This window comes from Pseudovibrio sp. FO-BEG1, from assembly GCF_000236645.1.
Classification (GTDB): Bacteria; Pseudomonadota; Alphaproteobacteria; order Rhizobiales; family Stappiaceae; genus Pseudovibrio.
Map to the genome: position 1 here is coordinate 5,190,467 of NC_016642.1, position 17,923 is coordinate 5,208,389.

Annotated in this window: 17 protein-coding genes; 4 read left to right on the forward strand and 13 right to left on the reverse strand. The window is 52.3% G+C overall.

Annotation, left to right across the window (positions count from 1 at the left end; translation table 11 throughout):
- Nucleotides 1-183: 183 nt before the first annotated feature.
- The 4 genes from PSE_RS23355 to PSE_RS23370 all read right to left on the reverse strand — a co-directional run bounded on the left by PSE_RS23355 (nucleotide 184) and on the right by PSE_RS23370 (nucleotide 6,110).
- Nucleotides 184-1,764 carry a TRAP transporter large permease subunit gene (locus PSE_RS23355; RefSeq protein ID WP_014287038.1) on the reverse strand — a complete coding sequence of 527 codons (1,581 nt, stop codon included), beginning with the start codon at nucleotides 1,762-1,764 and terminating at the stop codon, nucleotides 184-186.
- A 6-nt stretch (nucleotides 1,765-1,770) separates the two neighbouring features.
- Nucleotides 1,771-2,304: a TRAP transporter small permease subunit gene (locus PSE_RS23360; RefSeq protein WP_008551693.1), complete on the reverse strand. Its 534-nt coding sequence runs from the start codon at nucleotides 2,302-2,304 to the stop codon at nucleotides 1,771-1,773.
- A gap of 129 nt (nucleotides 2,305-2,433) precedes the next feature.
- Nucleotides 2,434-3,522: a TRAP transporter substrate-binding protein gene (locus PSE_RS23365; RefSeq protein WP_014287040.1), complete on the reverse strand. Its 1,089-nt coding sequence runs from the start codon at nucleotides 3,520-3,522 to the stop codon at nucleotides 2,434-2,436.
- A 704-nt stretch (nucleotides 3,523-4,226) separates the two neighbouring features.
- Nucleotides 4,227-6,110, reverse strand: coding sequence for a DUF1007 family protein (locus PSE_RS23370; protein WP_041768782.1), 1,884 nt, complete (start codon nucleotides 6,108-6,110; stop codon nucleotides 4,227-4,229).
- 230 nt (nucleotides 6,111-6,340) lie between these two features.
- Here PSE_RS23370 and PSE_RS23375 point away from each other — a divergent pair, with 230 nt between their 5' ends.
- Nucleotides 6,341-7,429 (forward strand): Glu/Leu/Phe/Val dehydrogenase, encoded by a 1,089-nt coding sequence (locus tag PSE_RS23375; RefSeq protein ID WP_014287042.1) that lies wholly within the window; start codon nucleotides 6,341-6,343, stop codon nucleotides 7,427-7,429.
- 93 nt (nucleotides 7,430-7,522) lie between these two features.
- Here PSE_RS23375 and PSE_RS23380 read toward each other — a convergent pair whose 3' ends face one another.
- From PSE_RS23380 to PSE_RS23400, 5 genes are all read right to left on the reverse strand, one after another.
- Nucleotides 7,523-8,464: a LysR family transcriptional regulator gene (locus PSE_RS23380; RefSeq protein WP_008551573.1), complete on the reverse strand. Its 942-nt coding sequence runs from the start codon at nucleotides 8,462-8,464 to the stop codon at nucleotides 7,523-7,525.
- A gap of 65 nt (nucleotides 8,465-8,529) precedes the next feature.
- Complete coding sequence (locus tag PSE_RS23385) at nucleotides 8,530-9,060, reverse strand: DUF2937 family protein (RefSeq protein ID WP_014287043.1); 531 nt, start codon at nucleotides 9,058-9,060, stop codon at nucleotides 8,530-8,532.
- 21 nt (nucleotides 9,061-9,081) lie between these two features.
- On the reverse strand, nucleotides 9,082-10,059 hold the full coding sequence (locus PSE_RS23390) for a WD40 repeat domain-containing protein (protein WP_014287044.1): 978 nt from the start codon (nucleotides 10,057-10,059) through the stop codon (nucleotides 9,082-9,084).
- A 6-nt stretch (nucleotides 10,060-10,065) separates the two neighbouring features.
- The gene (locus tag PSE_RS23395; protein ID WP_014287045.1) at nucleotides 10,066-11,181 is read right to left on the reverse strand and encodes a GTP-binding protein; all 1,116 of its coding nucleotides are present in this window, start codon (nucleotides 11,179-11,181) and stop codon (nucleotides 10,066-10,068) included.
- A 160-nt stretch (nucleotides 11,182-11,341) separates the two neighbouring features.
- Nucleotides 11,342-11,578, reverse strand: a complete 237-nt coding sequence (locus PSE_RS23400) for a hypothetical protein (RefSeq protein WP_208998036.1) — start codon at nucleotides 11,576-11,578, stop codon at nucleotides 11,342-11,344.
- A 195-nt stretch (nucleotides 11,579-11,773) separates the two neighbouring features.
- Between PSE_RS23400 and PSE_RS23405 the strand changes: the two genes are divergently transcribed.
- Nucleotides 11,774-12,952 carry a pyridoxal phosphate-dependent aminotransferase gene (locus PSE_RS23405; RefSeq protein ID WP_041768784.1) on the forward strand — a complete coding sequence of 393 codons (1,179 nt, stop codon included), beginning with the start codon at nucleotides 11,774-11,776 and terminating at the stop codon, nucleotides 12,950-12,952.
- A 3-nt stretch (nucleotides 12,953-12,955) separates the two neighbouring features.
- Here PSE_RS23405 and PSE_RS23410 read toward each other — a convergent pair whose 3' ends face one another.
- Nucleotides 12,956-13,372, reverse strand: a complete 417-nt coding sequence (locus tag PSE_RS23410) for an AprI/Inh family metalloprotease inhibitor (RefSeq protein WP_014287048.1) — start codon at nucleotides 13,370-13,372, stop codon at nucleotides 12,956-12,958.
- A 348-nt stretch (nucleotides 13,373-13,720) separates the two neighbouring features.
- Here PSE_RS23410 and PSE_RS23415 point away from each other — a divergent pair, with 348 nt between their 5' ends.
- Nucleotides 13,721-14,200, forward strand: coding sequence for a hypothetical protein (locus PSE_RS23415; RefSeq protein ID WP_208998037.1), 480 nt, complete (start codon nucleotides 13,721-13,723; stop codon nucleotides 14,198-14,200).
- Nucleotides 14,201-14,502: 302 nt separating this feature from the next.
- Here PSE_RS23415 and PSE_RS23420 read toward each other — a convergent pair whose 3' ends face one another.
- The gene (locus PSE_RS23420) at nucleotides 14,503-15,552 is read right to left on the reverse strand and encodes a LacI family DNA-binding transcriptional regulator (RefSeq protein WP_008551321.1); all 1,050 of its coding nucleotides are present in this window, start codon (nucleotides 15,550-15,552) and stop codon (nucleotides 14,503-14,505) included.
- A gap of 202 nt (nucleotides 15,553-15,754) precedes the next feature.
- On the opposite strand from PSE_RS23420, the gene PSE_RS23425 reads away from it, so the two are divergent.
- Nucleotides 15,755-16,282 (forward strand): DinB family protein, encoded by a 528-nt coding sequence (locus tag PSE_RS23425; RefSeq protein ID WP_014287050.1) that lies wholly within the window; start codon nucleotides 15,755-15,757, stop codon nucleotides 16,280-16,282.
- Between the two features lie 156 nt (nucleotides 16,283-16,438).
- On the opposite strand, the gene PSE_RS23430 is transcribed toward PSE_RS23425, so the two are convergent.
- Both PSE_RS23430 and PSE_RS23435 read right to left on the reverse strand, forming a co-directional pair.
- Nucleotides 16,439-16,966, reverse strand: coding sequence for a MarR family winged helix-turn-helix transcriptional regulator (locus PSE_RS23430; protein ID WP_008551675.1), 528 nt, complete (start codon nucleotides 16,964-16,966; stop codon nucleotides 16,439-16,441).
- A 178-nt stretch (nucleotides 16,967-17,144) separates the two neighbouring features.
- A complete protein-coding gene (locus PSE_RS23435) occupies nucleotides 17,145-17,906 on the reverse strand; it encodes an ABC transporter ATP-binding protein (protein WP_014287051.1) in 762 nt (253 codons plus the stop codon).
- Nucleotides 17,907-17,923 lie beyond the last annotated feature (17 nt).

The following is a 17,923-nucleotide window of genomic DNA, read 5'->3' on the forward strand; positions in this document are numbered from 1 at the left end:
GGTCACGCATAAGCGAAATACACTAGGTAAATCAATAGCCAATACTTTCGATTAAGTTTCAATTCCTTTTTGTAGAACATTGGGCTAAGTCAAAAAAGAATCACTACTTTTGGTTATCCGCACTGCAACAAAAAAGGGGCGCGAATACTCGCGCCCCTTACATATACTAATCTATTACTACTATCAGCCGTAGATAACTTTAGGCAGCCAGGTTGCAAGTTCTGGCAGGTACCACAGGATCACCAGCATCAGGATCTGGATGAGCACAAACGGGATGATACCGAAGTAGATATCCGTGGTCTTCACGGACGGTGGAGCCACACCACGCAGATAGAAGAGCGCAAAGCCGAACGGCGGCGTCAGGAACGATGTCTGCAGGTTCACAGCCATCATCACACCCAGCCATGCAGGGTGCATCGGTTCACCGTTAGGCATCTCAAGCTGCAGCAGAATTGGCGCAACGAGTGGAACCACAACGAACACGATTTCCAGGAAGTCCAGGAAGAAGCCGAGGACAAACATCACCAGCATAACGGCGATAATCGCGCCCAGCGCACCACCCGGCAGACCGGTCAGCGCTTCCTTCACCAGCTCTTCACCACCCAGATCACGGAAGATCAGGGAGAAGAAGGTTGCACCGATCAGGATCACGAACACCATACAGGTAATCTGTGTGGTGGACTGCATCACTGGAACCAGAACCTTCTTGGCCATCACGCGGTAAAGCGAGACCAACAGGCCATAAGCAAGAATCGCGCAGGCAGCGTTCGCAACCCAGATACCAACCATATCGCCAGTTGGGATCTCGTTACGCGCAACGCGCAGATCCATGAAGCTTGTCAGACCCAGCATCACGATCAAAGACAGCACAGCCAGATAAACCGGCCAAGGCTTCTCTTCGTTCATGCGATAACCAGCCAGCAACAATGCACCAACAGCACCCACAGCAGCTGCTTCAGTTGGGGTTGCAATACCAGCCAGAATTGAGCCAAGCACCGCAATAATAAGCGCAATTGGCGGAACAAGCGCATGAAGAACCTGACTGAGAGTTGGTCCGTCAGTTCCATCATCACGCATTGGTGGAGACTTATGCGGCTGCGTAAACGCAACAAACAGCTGGTAGCAGAGATACAGACCAACCAACACCATGCCAGGAATAAGCGCACCCGCGAACAGATCACCAACAGAGAATGGTTCTGGAGCAAAGTTGCCCATCTCACGCTGTGCGATCTGATAGCCGTTGGACAGCTGATCAGCCAGGAACACAAGCACGATAGATGGTGGAATGATCTGTCCCAGAGTACCGGAAGCCGCAATCGAACCACACGCAATGCGTGGGCTATAGCCGTTACGCAGCATTGTCGGCAGGGAAAGCAGACCCATGGTCACAACAGTCGCGCCCACGATACCGGTAGAAGCTGCAAGCAACGCACCCACGATTGTCACGGAGATGCCCAGACCACCCGGCATACGACCAAACAGACGACCCATAGTCTCCAGCAGCTCTTCAGCCACCTTGGAGCGCTCCAGCATCACACCCATGAAGATGAAGAGTGGAACCGCAATCAGGGTCTCGTTGGACATGGTGCCGAAAATACGGCTTGGGATCGCACCAAGTGTCACGCTACCGCCAAAGAACGACGCGATCAGAGCGAAGATAAGTGCAACACCAGCAAGCGTAAATGCAACAGGAAAGCCCGCAAGCAAACAGATACAGGCAACCGCAAACATCAAAATATCAAGAGTATGAAGAAATCCATCCATCTCCGTTTACTCCTGAATCTGACGGAATGAGTCGAGTGCCTTCTTGTCACCGCCAAGGGCAAGAACACTTCGAATAATAATGGCAACACCCTGTAGGGAGACGAGAACGGCAAAGGCGATGATCGCACTCTTCAGAAGATAACGCCCCTGAATACCGGAGGCTTCCTGAGAGCCTTCCCAGATTGCCCACGAGCTGGCCACATAACCCCATGACCAGTAGACAATCACTGCACACATCGGCAGCAGGAAGAAGACCGAACCGATCAGATCAATCACTGCTTTGATGCGTGGGCGAGCATCTCGATAGAAGATATCAACGCGCACATGCCCATCAACGCTAAGCGTATAAGCAGCAGCCAACATGAATAGGAAACCGTGCATGTAGGTGATGGATTCTTGCATCCAGATGGAGCCGATACCAAAAACGTATCTCATCACCACCACTGTAAACTGGACAAGCACAATGCCCAGAGACAGCCAGGCGCAGGTCTTGCCGATGCCGCCATTGACTGAGGTAATCAGGTTCATTAGGGCGCGCATGCCCGCCTCTTCGTCTTGGTCTAAACCAAGCCTCTAGGATTATTATTGGGCCCCAAAGGCCAGGATAGAATTTTTGAAAGAAAAGCTCCCCGCAAGGATTGCGGAGAGCTCGTGCAGCATTAAGAAAAATTAGCCCAGGATACGATCGCGAGCAGTCAGGTAGTTACGCTCAGCAAGGCTGGACCATGCAGAGGTTTCCTTACGAGACTTAACGTAGCTTTCGTAGATGCGCTTGGAGATGTCATCTGTCTCAGCCACTTCCGCAACAACTTCTTCAGCTTTACGGCCGATTGCATCGAACACGTCGTCAGAGAAGTCACGAACCTGAACGTTGTGCTTTGTCAGGAGAGTTTCCAGAGCAGCACCGTTGTTGTGGTTGTACTCAGCGAACATGTAGTTGTTCTCTGCCATACATGCAGAACGGATCAGCTCCTGCTGACCAGGTGTGAAGCTTTCCCAAACACCTTTGTTCATTCCGAAGGACAGACCAGCACCTGGCTCATGGAAGCCTTTGGTGTAGTAGTACTTAGCAACTTTGTAGAAGCCGAATGCCATGTCGTTCCATGCACCAACCCACTCGGTCGCGTCGATCGCGCCAGACTGCAGTGCTGGGAAGATTTCGGAACCAGGCAGTGCAACAGCAGATGCACCAAGACGGCGAAGAACTTCACCACCCAGACCAGGCATACGCATTTTCAGGCCTTTGAGGTCTTCAAGAGAGTTGATCTCTTTGTTGAACCAGCCACCAGCCTGAAGACCGGTGTTACCTGCCAGGAAGGACTTAACGTTGAACTGACCAGCCAGCTCATCCCAGAGCTCCTGACCGCCACCGAAGTGCATCCATGCTTCCAGCTCAGCTGCAGTCATACCCATTGGAACTGTGGTGAAGAAGCCGAATGCTTTGTGCTTGCCGAGCCAGTAGTAGTCAGCAGCGTGGTACATGTCAGCTGTACCGTTGGAAACAGCATCGAAGCTCTCAAATGCAGGAACGAGTTCACCAGCAGCAAACAGCTTAACAGTCAGCTGACCTTCACTTGCAGCAGTGATGCGGTCAGCGATGCGCTGTGCGCCGGTACCAAGACCCGGGAAGTTCTTTGGCCAGGTGGTGACCATTTTCAGTTCGCGCTTGCCAGATGCGAGCGCAGGAGCTGCAAGAGTAGCTGCGCCAGCGGTTGCGCCTGCCAAACCAGCATTTTTCAGAAAACTACGGCGGTCCATAAAAACTCCTCCCAAGAGCTTCTTAAATCAAATCTCTTTATGCCTCCGCAGAAACGAAACTCGTCCTCTGAGATCTCTGCGACAACATGACCAGCTTCTTATAACCCTAAAACTACGTGAAAATACAAGGAAATCTGCATCGTATTGGACAAATTAATTATTCTTGGATCAACTGAGCGCACCTCATCAATACGTTTTCAACCGAAACCAACCGCAACGTAACTATCGAAACATTTTTAGGAAATCCCGCCCTAAAGGACTAATAATCGACCTCGTAATTCGAAATTCATAGCCTTTTATTTCAATGTTAATAAGTCAGTGGACTTGACCTAATTCTCAACAGTGAATTTCCTGCAGTTTTTCTGGGCATTTTTGCAAGCCAGCCAGCAGATGCTTTAAAATACAATAATTTAGATGAAACTAATCTTTAGAATGCGTAAAATCTACACTGAACCACCCAAACTCTTCACCACACGTCAAAACCACGGAATCAGGCTCAACTCAGCCTCTTTTTGTGGAACAAAGACAGCTAAGAAACACCAGCGGATCGGAGAGTGAGATTTGGGTAGACCGCGAAGGTGTAAAAATTCACACCTTCGCGCATTAACGATAGCGCGAATTTCTTCGAAATCTTCGCTACGAAATTGCCTCGAACCAGTTTTCAAGGACATTTCGAGAGCGATTCTTCCAAAAATCGCCTTATTCTAGAACAGACCTGCCGTTGCGCCACCATTGAGACCAGCAATCAGCATCAGCGTTCCCATCAGCAGAATGGTCAGTGCACCAACCACTTCAAAGCCACGCAGGATGACCGTACCAGCCTGACTATCAGCCCCCCAGATGCGCAGAGCAACATCACGGGAAAGCACCGCAAGGCTGGCCAAGATGGAAACGGTAATCCCCGTTCCCAGAGCCATCACGAGCGTAGAAGCCACACCAGCCCAGATCATGCCTTGCGAGAAGGCAAAGGCCAGCACGATCAGAGCTCCGGTACATGGACGTAGCCCAACAGCCAGAATAATGGACCAGATACTGGTCAGCGTCATTGTTGAGTTTTGGACCAGTTTCGGATCCGGCGCATGCGCGTGCCCGCAACTGGAGCAAACCTCTCCCTGACCTTCGTGCGCATGGTCGTGCTCATGGTGGTGATGGCTGTGGTCGTGATCATGCGAGTGCCCACAACTGGAAGCCGGCTTCTTGCCAAACCAAGGCTTCAGAACACGCTGCCAGACAAGGTAGAGACCAAGCAGGAAGACCAGCACATAAGACCCCAGCTCAAACCAGCGCGCTGTTGAGTTGATCGCCGTGCTCGTCAGATGCAACAGCACCCCTGCCCCGCCAACCAGAGCAATCGCAGTTACAGCCTGCGCAAAGGCAGAAGCGAAGGACAGAGCGATCCCTTTCTTCAGGGTCTGCTCATCCGCAATCACATAAGAGGAGATAACCGCCTTACCGTGACCCGGTCCTGCTGCATGGAACACACCATACGCAAAGCTGATCAGCATCAGCAGCCAGCCAGCAGATGGATTGCTGCGGAAGTTTCTGAGCGCGCTTGTCAGCTTCAGATAGAACTCATTCTGAAGCCGTGTGATGGTCGCCATACCCTGCTGGAAGATGTTCATATCAGGACCACGCACGTCCGCAGCCGCCTCATCAGCGCTCAGACGCTCAGAAGCAGTCGACAGAGCCATTGGCTCACCGCCCTGCGCCAACGCAGCAACAGCGTCCGCAGCCGTCTCTGGCGCGCTTTCAGCCGGTTCAGGGGTGACCTCGGAGATAAACTTGGTGTTGCCGCCGTCAGAGGCAGCAGCCACAGCTGCGCCATCACAGGATACAATCACCTGATTGACCAGCGCCTGCGTGTAGCTCTGCAGCTCCTCAGGCACGTTTCTCTGGTCGGCACCAATAGTCGCTAACTGTGCAGCAATCTGACCATCCAGTTCAGGCGGATGCACCAGCTCAACAGAACATTTGCCTGGAGCATTGCTCAGTGTCACAGCCAGACCAGACTTAGGCCATTTAAAATCGATGTAGTAGGTCGGGTCATACACATCGAGCGTAATCGGCTTATCCGCTTTGACCTTCTTTTTCAAAGGAAGCGTAAAGCTCAGCTCGACCAACGAAACAGGACTGGTATCTGGCTGACTGCGCCCACTGGCAATATCTTCAGCGATCGCCGCTTTGTCTTCATCACTGATCAGCCAGTAATCGTCAAAAGCTACCTTGATCATTTTCATGGAAGGTTCAAACGGCTCGGAGAAGTCGATCTCCGTTTGACTGTCATCACCAAAGGTGAAGAAGCCGTATTCGCCCAGACCCTGAATATTGATCTTGGCCAGTTCCGCCAACTCGTCTTTTTCGAAAAATCCATTCTGGTTCGCATCCAGCCCCTGCACCGCATAAGCCGTGTACAGATCATCGAACAGCCACTTGTGCCGAATATGAGTCAAATACCCGTCATCATCGAAAACCAGTTCGGCACGCGCTTGCACAAACATGTGCGGATGAGCGGCAACCTGTTGAGAAGGCAACAGAAATACCAACAGCATGCAAAATGCGGTCAAAAACCGTAGAAGCTTATCAGACATGGCGCCTTAACAATATATGAGAACCCGACACGACAAGTGTAATAAAATAACGGCAAATTCAAGACCCAATTATTGAAGATCCTGAGATACGATTTTCCCGCAATTTAGAACCATTCGGATAATTCTTCCGAATTTGATGCTCATCACCTACGAAATAAACCGGATATTGCTTTAAGAATAAACCAATATCCCCGCAACGCTTCTTGTTCAATTTCGTTTGGGAGGGCTGAATGAACGTGCCATTGCATAATAAAATAACGATCGATACCTACATGACCCCATTGGATCATCCAGAGTTCGCTGGCCACGAGCAAATCGTATTTGCAACAGACAACGAAACAGGGCTGAAAGCAATTATCGCGGTTCACAACACCAATCGCGGTCCTGGTCTGGGCGGCTGCCGCATGTGGAACTATGCAAGCGCAAATGAAGCACTGACTGATGTTCTCCGCCTTTCCAAAGGCATGACCTACAAAAACGCGTTGGCTGACCTTGCTTTGGGAGGAGGAAAGTCAGTCATCATCGCGAACCCGCGTACAGATAAGACGCCTGAGCTTCTCAGAGCGTTCGGCAGACACATCAACCGCCTTTCCGGCAGCTACATCACCGCGGAAGATGTGGGCATCAGCTCTGACGATATGGAAATCATCGGCAGCCAGACCCAGTTTGCACGCGGTACAGAGGCAACCGGCTTCGGAGACCCGTCTCCTTACACCGCGCTCGGCACCTTCGTCGGCATCAAAGCCGCTGCCAAGCACAAGTTTGGTTCTGAAGATCTCACCGGCCTCACCGTATCCCTCAAAGGCCTCGGTCATGTTGGGTACGACGTTGCCCGCCAGCTCCATGAAGCAGGTGCACGCCTTATCGTCTCAGACATCTACGACCCGGCAGTCCAGCGCGCAATTGAAGAACTCGGCGCTTCCAGCGTGTCTCCAGATGACGCACACCTCGTAGAAGCGGATATCTTTGCTCCATGTGCTCTGGGCGGTGGCTTGAACGCAGGTACCATTCCTCAGCTGAAAGCAGCTGTCGTCGCAGGCGCCGCAAACAACCAGCTGGAAACCCCGGAAGACGGCGCAGCTCTCATGAAGCGTGGCATCCTCTACGCACCGGACTACGCCATCAACGCAGGCGGCGTGATCTCCGTTGCATTGGGAGAGCCTGGCGCATCCGATACAATCGTCCGCCAGAAAACGTTGGCCATCGGCAACACGCTTAGTCAGATCTTCGAGAGAGCAGACGCAGAGAAACGCCCAACCAACATCATCGCAGATGAGTTGGCAGAAGAGCGCTTCCAGCACCACCACAACCCGGCTTAAGTCTGAGGGCTATCTGGAGTGTATCGCCGAAAAGTGGGCACCGGATTTCGGATAAAGATACGCAGGAACAAAAGCTAAAGCGGCTAAGCTGCTTTAGCCCTCTTTAGGAACAGGCCCATCAAGCATCTTGGGGCAGTCACCGTGCTGCTCCAGTTGTTTATGCCAGTTGACCATGTAGTCAACAAACGCACGCACTTTCGCCGAAAGATGGCGGCGATGCGGGTAAACCGCATACATTGCAGGCCCCGGCACTTCGCAATCTTCTAATGCCGGTATCAACTGACCTGACATCAATTCTTCCAGCACATAAAAGATCGGCAACCGGACAACGCCCAGACCAGCCAAAGCAGCAGCAACGGCAGTCTTCGCACTGTTCACATGCATGGGGCCTTTGACAGGAACGGAAAACCGCTCACCGTTCTCAAGGAACATCCAGTTGGTCTTGTGCTTATAGTTGGTATCAATGATGCACGGCATGTTGGCCAGATCACCCGGTTTCTCAGGCATCCCATGCGCTTCCCAGTAAGCGGGAGACGCACAAACCACCACACGCACATCACGGATCTTGCGGGCAATCAGGCTGGAATCTTCAAGTTCGGCCACGCGGATAGCAACGTCATACCCTTCCTCGACAATGTCAACGAAGCGATCTTCCATCTCAATATCCAGCTCAACCCGCGGATGTTCCTGCAGGAAGGAAGCCAGCACTCTGCCCAGCGTCGCTTCAGAAAAAGACCGTGGCGCACTCAACCGCAACCTGCCGCGCACCTCCCGGTGATCCTGCTGCACAGCGTCCTTCAGATCATCAAAGCGCTGCAACAACTCACCTGCTTCGCGGAAGTAGGCTTCCCCAACCTGTGTCAGAGAAATTTGGCGTGTGGTTCTATTGAGCAAGCGCACGCCCAGCTCATCTTCCAGCTCACTCACATATTTGGAGATCAGGGCTTTGGAGCGCCCCATGTCTCGCGCCGCTGCTGAAAAGCCACCGCTTTCGACCACCTGCAAAAAACATCTAATTCGTGTGATGGAATCCATCGGTCAAACCTCTCACAGCATATCTCTGGAACGCAAAACCAGTTTGCGGACAGCGACACGCAAAATCAAAGCGAACGAGCCTCGGCCTGCTGCTTTTCACGGCGCTTTCGGCGGCGGCGAACACGCCCACCAAGTCCAGCCAGACGCAACATAAACAAACCCGCAGCAAAGCCAAGCCCGGCCAACACACCGCCTTCAACGGTCACCGGCACGGCGGGCTCAAAGTCTTCCCAGGTTGCTTTGGAAAGTTTGGTGTCGGGTTCCTTCATGAAGATCCAGACACGCTCAAATGCAGCGGCGGTCGCCATCGCCAGTTGCTGGTCTTTCAACGCCTCAAGCCGATCCAGAGACCGCTCAATGCTCGTCCCGCGCAACTGCACAAACTCATCTGCACTCTGCGCCATATGAGCCAGAGCCTCAGAAATGCTCCGGTTGGTGGCAGATGCATCTGCTACAAAGTCAGCTTTCACTTCCTCCAGCGCATCAATGGCACCGCCCATGCGCTGTCGGTATTGCTGAGCAAACTCAGGAAGCTGAGAGGTCACAGTGCCGCTTACAAGCGCAACGCCAAGCGTCAGAACTCTTGCAAACATCATCGCAAACCTCCCACACCCAAATTAATCCAGCAGAGTGATCACTCCAGCAGCACCTTCTTCTGTACCAAACGCCAGACGATCGCCCTTCTTATCCCACGCAAGCGCAGAAACAGGACCAGCACCCGGACGGCGCAGCAGAACCTCGGCATTATCAGAGAACCGCACAGCCATCACCATGCCATCCTGATAACCAATCGCCAGCATCTCTTCCTGCGGATGGCAGCAAACGGTCGTCACCATACTGTCGCCACGCACGCCCAGCTCCAGAGGCGCCTGCCCCATTGGGCCAGACTTACCCATGAATGGCCACAGGATCGCAGCCTGCGCACCGGATGTCGCTAGATACTTACCCTTTGCAGACCAGCTCACAGACTTCACCTTGGCCGGATAGCCCGTCATCCGCATGTCCTGACTGTCGGCCAGACGCCACCCATGCAGAGCGTTCTCCTGCATGGTGGTCACAAGGTATTTGCCATCTGGAGAGTAAGTCACATGACCATGTGCACCCTTCCAGCTCAGCTCCTGCGGATCACCAGCAGCATTCACCCAAAACAGCGTCACACCGTCATAACGGGACGCTGCAAGGCGCATACCCTTTGGCGCAAAAGCCAAACCTGCAAACGCACGTGGCAGCTGAAACTCTTTGATCTCACCTGTCTTCAGGCGAACCCAAGCCGTACGGCCAGAGGCAAACGCCACACTGTCTTGCGGACCTGCAGCAATAATGTCGATCCACTTGCGAGGTTGTTCAGCAAGCTCTTCAACACTGCCATCAGCACTGACCTTGCAGATCTTCCCATCACCACCACCGGTGATCAGAGACTTGCCATCCAGTGAAGGCGTTGCACAGAGCAAACCGTTTTTGTGAACCGGTGTTTGCGTTTCAGGACCACCAGCAAAAAAGACAGAACCTTCACCACTGGCAAAGGCTGCTACGTCTCCGAGGAAGGTTGCCGAAACAACAAAACCGTCGGTATCAAGAGGAGCAGTTACAGGCACCAGAACTTACTCCGCAACACAAGCTTCAAACGCAGTCTTCAGCGCTGCACCATCCAGCTCACGACCGATAAACACGATCCGGCTCTCACGCTTCTCATCGTCTTTCCAGTCACGCTGATGGTTGCCTTCCACGATCATATGAATGCCCTGCACCACATAACGCTGCGGGTCATCTTTAAAGGCCAGAATACCCTTCATACGCAGGATGTTCGGACCTTGAATCTGGGTCACCTGATTGATCCAGTCGAAGAACACCTTCGGCTCCAGATCACCTGCAGTGAAGGAGAAGGACTTTACGGAGTGCGTGTCTTCATGATCATGATCGCAGTCCGGACCACATTCATGGTCAGGATGATCGTGATCATGTGCGTGGTCGTGATCATGCGCGTGGCCGTGGTCATGCCCGTGATGGTGATGATCGTGATCACAATCCGGACCACACTCATGATCATGCGCGTGCTCGGCTTTCTTCAGGAACTCAGGGTCCAGATCCAGAATACGGTCCAGCTCGAAAGCGCCACGATCCAGAACATCACCGATCTCAATCTGGCAACGCTCTGTGTGATGGATCTTCGCATATGGATTGATCTTGCGGATCGCCGCTTCAACACCAACAAGTTCCTCAGCAGAAACAAGGTCGGTCTTGTTCAGCAAAATCACGTCAGAAAACGCGATCTGGTCTTCAGCTTCCTTGGTGTCTTTCAGGCGCTGCTGAACGTGGCGGGCATCAACAACAGCAACCACTGCATCCAGCTTCGCCGCTTCACGCACATCATCATCCATGAAGAACGTCTGCGCCACAGGGGCTGGGTCAGCCACGCCAGTGGTCTCAACGATAATCGCGTCGAACGCACCTTTGCGCTTCATCAGGTTTTCAACGGTACGGATCAGATCGCCACGAACGGTACAGCAGATGCAGCCGTTGTTCATTTCATAGACTTCCTCGTCGGACTCAACGAGAAGGTCATTGTCGATACCGATTTCACCAAACTCATTGACGATCACAGCATAGCGCGTGCCGTGGTTTTCGCTCAGAATACGGTTCAGCAAGGTGGTTTTACCTGCGCCCAGATACCCGGTCAGCACGGTAACAGGAATACGGCTATCAGCAGCCTCGGACATTTACGTCTCCTTGGATGGGCGTGCGCTCGCAATCAGCTGGCACGATAATTTCGTGCCCTCAATATAGACAGTTGATCTGCCAGCAAAAGACCCTAGCTGCTGATTGTTTAATATCCGGGTTCCTGTCCCCCAGGAATTGGCTAATACCTCTCGATGGAGATCACAGCCCCAGCTTGTATCGAAGCTCCAGAACAAGCAGGAAAACAATGCAGAAGACGATGAAAAACACCACAACGCTGATCGCAATCGGCATGCTGCTGTTCAGCAGGGGTGAGAAGAAAAGCAGATAAATCGAAATCAGGATCGCCATTGTCACAAATGTGCGCGCCGGGCTTCTTGTCACAAACTGGAAAACACCCATAGACCTGATTGCCTCAGGCACACGAAGGCTACTCATAAAAATCTCCAATCAAAATACATGGAGATCCTAGGCCCGTTATTTGACAGAAGCAAGAAGCCAACATCAATGACCGAAGCGGGCACAAGCAATCGCAAGTGGCTCACCCCACTCTACTATTTTCTGTTTGCATTCAATCGCTTCCATCCCCTACCATCCAGCCGATTGTTTTGGGGGACTGGGAGGCCGACCATCATGCTGAAAACCGTAGAAGCGTTTGACCGCATCGGAGATGAAAACGCATTCGCCGTTTTGGCACGCGCAACTGAGCTTACCCAGCAAGGCCGCGACATCATCAATCTCGGCATCGGTCAGCCTGATTTCCAAACTCCGGAACACATCGTGGAAGCAGCCGTCAAAGCCCTGCGCGACGGACACCACGGCTACACCGGCGCCACAGGTATTCTCCCGCTACGCGAAACCATCGCCTCAAGCCTTCATGCGGAAACAGGCACAAGCGTCTCTCCTGACAACATCATGGTCGTCCCCGGCGGCAAGGTCACCATGTTCATGGCCATCCTAATGTTTGGTGAACCCGGCAAAGAGATCCTCTACCCGGATCCCGGCTTCCCGATCTATCGTTCCATGATCGAGTTCACGGGCGCCACACCCATCCCGGTGCCAATCCGAGAGGAAAACGACTTCGCCTTCTCAGCCGAGGAAACGCTGAACCTCATCAATAAACGCACGGCCCTTCTCATCCTCAACTCACCAGCCAACCCAACAGGCGGCGTTACACCACGTTCAGAGATTGAGAAACTGGTCAAAGGCCTGGAGAACCACTCAAATCTGCCGGTGCTTTCAGATGAGGTCTATTCCCGCATGACCTATGACGGGCTCAAACACACATCCTTGCTGGAGTTTGAGCAGCTGAAAGACCAGCTCATCCTACTCAACGGCTGGTCCAAAACATGGGCGATGACCGGTTGGCGCATGGGCTATTCCGTCTGGCCATCATCACTTATCGACAAAGCCCGCAAACTAGCGGTGAACTGCTGGTCCTGCGTCAACACACCCAGCCAATACGCTGGCATCGCCGCAATTGAAGGGCCACAGGATGCGGTTGATCAGATGATGCAAGCCTTCGACAGCAGGCGCAAACTGGTGGTGGAAGGCCTCAACGCCCTCCCCGGCATCTCCTGCAAAACACCCAAAGGCGCCTTCTACGCTTTCCCAAACATCAAGGAAACTGGCTGGCAAGCCAAACCTCTGGCATCAGCTCTGTTGGAGAAGGCAGGCGTTGCTCTCATCGGCGGACCGGATTTCGGCGTCTTGGGAGAAGGCTATCTACGCTTCTCCTACGCCAACTCAGAGGAAAACAACAGCCGCGCATTAGACCGCGTGGCCGACTTTCTAAGCACCCGCAAGAGCTAGACTTTAGCGCTGTGCTGTTACTACGATGGCTTTTTCGATCAGCTCGGAAAGGTCGGAAGCTTTGCTGTCATGATGCACTGGCTGCATGATGAGGAACAGCGAGGACGGACCAACGGAGGTCAAACCATCCAGTTCGTCAATATCGAACTGGAGCACCACCTGCCCTTCGGCATCCAGAAGAGACAAACCTTCTTCATAGCTCCACTGCCACGCCGTGGCTTTGGAGATTGGCGCATAAAGCCCCTGACAATTGGTTGTCTTGAATGCATTGCCATACCCGCTCGCAGCTGGCTCAGTCTCCAGTTGCGCAGAACAGGTTTTGGATGACAACGCATCAGAAATAGACCAGTGGCCGGAAATCACGCTGGCCTGACTGGAAAGGACGCCTAAGCCAGCAAACGCCAGGGTTGCGCCAGCCATTACTACTGTTTTTCTCAAAATCCCATGCATGCGAACAGCCTCCAGGATCTGTTTATGTTCAGATTCTGGGCGCAATCAGTTAACTCAAGGTTAACAAGAAATTAAGCGAGAGATAACAGCTCTAAAAACATAAATTATTCATGGATTTAACACAAAAACAAATACACGCATTACTTGTGAAGTACAGATACAATCTAAAATAAATCAAATTATATACTAGTTATTATTTACATGAAGTGCAAAGCACATCCGCTTTAGGTGATTTGCTTCACAAATCGCCCGCCTCTTCGTCTTCTAAGGTCAGCGGCCCTTCCCGCATTCAAAGCAACAACAAACAAGGAAGACGAAATGGCGTACGTTATGAACCAGGCCTGTAACCCCCAGGCATTGGCTGAGCAGGAGTTTGCCACCCCAACCGGCCTGCTCGATTATGCAATCACAACGACATTGAACTCTTGCATCGGCGTCGCCGTCCGCGTTGGCAATCGCTTCATGTCTGCTCATCTCGTCATGTACGGCCAGCAAATCCCATATGTTGCGCCAGCCAATCTGCAGATCTTCAACGCTGCAGATGCAGACACAGTCTTCGCTTACATCGACAGCCTGCGCCTGCAAGAAAACTCTGCCAACTTCGACGAAGCCATTTTATTCGGGGCAACGGATGAATGGAGAAATACCGGCGGAGCGCTTACAAATGGCTACAACCGCCTGCGCGACCTGATCAGGCAACGCAATAACAACCAGCCTCCTGTCAGCAATGATACAGGCGACGGCAAGCACATCATCCGCATTCAGGGCGGCAACTTGAACATCAGAAATATCGGCTAAACACTAAGCCAACAAAGGGAGCGCTCATTCCAGAGCGTTCCTTAATCAAAACAGATGAGTCGTTTGATTGATTAGCCGACGAGCAGCACCATACAAGTCATGGCCAGCGTAAAAAAGCCGAACATCTTCAGGTCTTTATGATCTTCAACACTACCGCGGAAACTGATCATGGTGAAACTCCGAAACGCAATACAAGATGCCGCTTAGATAAGCGCGGCATAGTAAACATAGAGTTTCAATGCGGCAGTTTCACGATCACGCAGCCACCACACCATTTCAAAGGTCAGTTACTCAGGATTCGCTCACAACCCATCCACGGAAACAAGGCGCTCACCCGGAGGTGGAGCACTCTCGCGAATGCGCAGCTTTGGCTCGATTAACATCAACTCGCTGTTGAGCTTTTCGCCTTTCATCTGCGAAAGCATGAGCTCTGCAGCCTTTACGCCAATGGTGCTCGCGCCATTGTCCACAGTGGTCAAAGCGGGTGTACGATTTTCGGTGCCGTCAGTGTCATCATAGCCAACAATCGCCAGCTCCGGCCCCGGTTCCACACCGAGTCGCCGCACAGCACTCATCACGCCCAGCGCCACAAGGTCATTGAAACACACCACAGCCGTTGGCTTCGGGTCTGCCTCAACAATCTGCCTGGCAACAGACCGGCCATCATCCTGCGTCATCAGCTCCGGAATATCCATCTGGTCATCCGCATTGATGCCCGCATCTTCCAAAGCAGAGCGCCAACCACGGTTTCTGTCCCGGCCAGCAGAACTACCACGCCGACCGCCAACCATAGCGATCTGCGTATGTCCCTGCTCAATCAGATGCTTCGTAATGCGATAAGACCCAAGAAAGTCATCCCCGCGAACACAAGGTGCATCCGCACCAGCCACATCCCGGCACACCAACGTCACCGGCACACCCTGTCGTACGATTGAGTTGATGTCCTTCTCCGTGGTGCCAACAGAAGCGCAAAGAATAAGCCCATCTACGCGATGCTGCAGCAGCGTGTCCGTGAAGTGCTTCTGGCGCTCCACAATATCGCGGTGATTACAGATCAGGATGGTCTTGTTGTGCTGCGCCAGCGTTTCTTCCAGCCCACGAAACACCTCAGCAAAGTAAGGATTGAGAATATCGTGAACCGCCACCCCAATCATGTTGGATTGAGATGTCCGCAAAGATGCTGCCGAGCGGTTATAGATATAACCCACTTCCTCAGCATAGGCTTTCACCCGCGCTTTAGTGGCTTTGGCGATTAAAGGAGAATCTCTCAGAGCCAAGGAAACTGTAGCCGTCGAAACACCCAGTTTCTCAGCAAGATCGCCTAATCTCAATGGTTTACCAGTGCCGCTCAATGCTGATGTCCTCGCATATCCAGCCGGATCCGTTTTGTATTCTTAAGCACTTATGCACAGCAACATTAGCAAATAGCAATACTCCAGACTGCCAACAAAGAGAATTCATTATGAATTCTCAAGTTTCGGTCACTTGTTAAACCCATCAGACATCCTGATATATTTGCCGATAACTCATAATCGCATTGGCAGGTTTCAGAATATGTATTCCGACTTCAAATTGCTCGCCCAATACAACACCTGGATGAACACCCGGCTCTACACATGTGCGGAGCAACTCAGCGAGGAGCAGCTGAAGGAAGATCGCGGCGCATTTTTCCAATCCATCTTTGCAACCTTCAACCATATCGTGGTGGGAGACCTGACGTGGTTACGCCGCTTCGCCCAGCATTCCCCAAGCTACAAAAGCCTGCAGAAACTAGAGTCATTTCCAGTCCCAACAGCGCTCACCTCCATCCCTTTTGAAAACTGGGAAGAGCTGAAAGCAGCACGTCAGAGCCTGGATAAAATCATTGAAGAATTTGCAGGGGACATCACCCCATCTGAGGCAGATGAGGCTCTTTCATATGCCAACATGAAGGGCATACCAGCGACGAAGAACTTCGGCGATCTGGTGCTGCATTTCTTCAACCACCAAACCCACCACCGGGGGCAGATAACAACTCTGCTCACCCAGTTCGGATTGGAAACACCAGATACAGACCTGCTGTTTCTCTGCCAGGACGCTTAGAGCGCGTTCTGTTTGATTGAGTTCAATCAAACGACAAGAATTCGCTCAAAATAAAGAAGTTGGAGTATGGGGCGTGAATGCAAATGAACGCAGGCATGCTCTAAATCTATAAAATATAAAGGCCTGTGTTCAATGCGCAGGCCTGAAGCCGTCAGCTCAATCAGCCGCTTCCAGCTCTACTTTCTTTTCTGCCTGCGCTTCAGCAGTTTTGTCTTCATTCTCCAGCTCATCTTCCAGATCCGGATCATCTTCAAAGCTGGCAGAAAGGTTCTTCTCAACCTGACGCAACAAACGACGCAGCTTCTTGCGGTCCTTGTCATCCATGCCAGCCAGCGCTTCTTTCTCAAGACGCTTCCATGCACGGTCGACCTGCAAAATCCGCTCACGGCCTTCTTCACTCAAAAACACCCGCGCAAGCCGGCCATCAGTCTCAGAGATCCGACGAAACACAAGCCCCTGCGCCGTCAGACGTGTCACCATCTTCGTAACAGTCGGTGGCTGTACACCAAGCGCCAGAGCCAGCTGGCTCATGGTCTTGCCATCTGTCTCGCTCAAAACCTTCAGAACCGCTTCCTGCCCCGGATGCAATCCAATGCGCGATAAGTGTGCCCCAGAACGCGCACGCTGCGCTTTCGCGGCCTGAGCAAGACGAAAAGTCGTGCTCTTTTTGAAATTGAAACCCATGGTCTGGCTAATCTCGCTGCTGTCCCGATCAACGTAAAACGCCCGAAAAAAGGCGCCGTACAGCAGTGATAGCCGCCGAATATATAACTCAGATGACAGTTCGATAATTATTTAGTGACCTAATGAGATTTCTTAGGCGAATAAGCTCTTTAAGTTCTACTCAGTGGGATTTTTGAGGTTACGCGGATACTTTTATCCGGTGCCCCATGGCCTGTTCCAAAGCATCCACCGCTTCACGGCAATACGCCGCGTACTGTGATTCCATGCGGTAGTTCAGCGAGCGTGGATAAGATGCATCCAGCGTCATATCATGAGTAATCCGCCCCGGCCCAGCGGCCATCACCACAATGCGGGAAGACAGAAACACGCTCTCATAAACAGAGTGCGTCACAAACAAAATGGTCCAGTCATGGGTGGATTTCAGCTCAAGCAGATCGTCATTCAGCTTGTTACGGGTAATCTCATCCAGTGCCGCAAACGGTTCATCCATCAGCAACAGCTTCGGCTTGGTCACAAGAGCCCGCGCAATGGAAACCCGCATCTTCATGCCGCCAGAAAGCTCAGAGGGCATATGCGTCGCAAAACTGGAAAGCCCAACCATCTCCAGCGCTTCTTCCACGCGATCCTTCGCATCACGCTTGGAAACACCCTTCACCTTCAGCGGCCAATAGACATTCTCAAAGGTATTCGCCCACGGCAGTAAGGTCGGTTCCTGAAACACAAACCCAACCTCACCCTGTCCAGACCGAACAATCTCACCTGAGCTTGGCTCCTCTAGCCCGGAAATGAGCCGCAGAATAGTAGACTTCCCACACCCTGACGGCCCCAGAATACTCAAAAACTCCCCCGCCTTCACATCCAGATCAAACCTATCGATAGCAGTGGTGCCGTTATCAAAGGTCTTGGTGATGTTGTTTAGGGATAGGAGGGGGAGAGGCATCTTTAGCACTTGCTTAT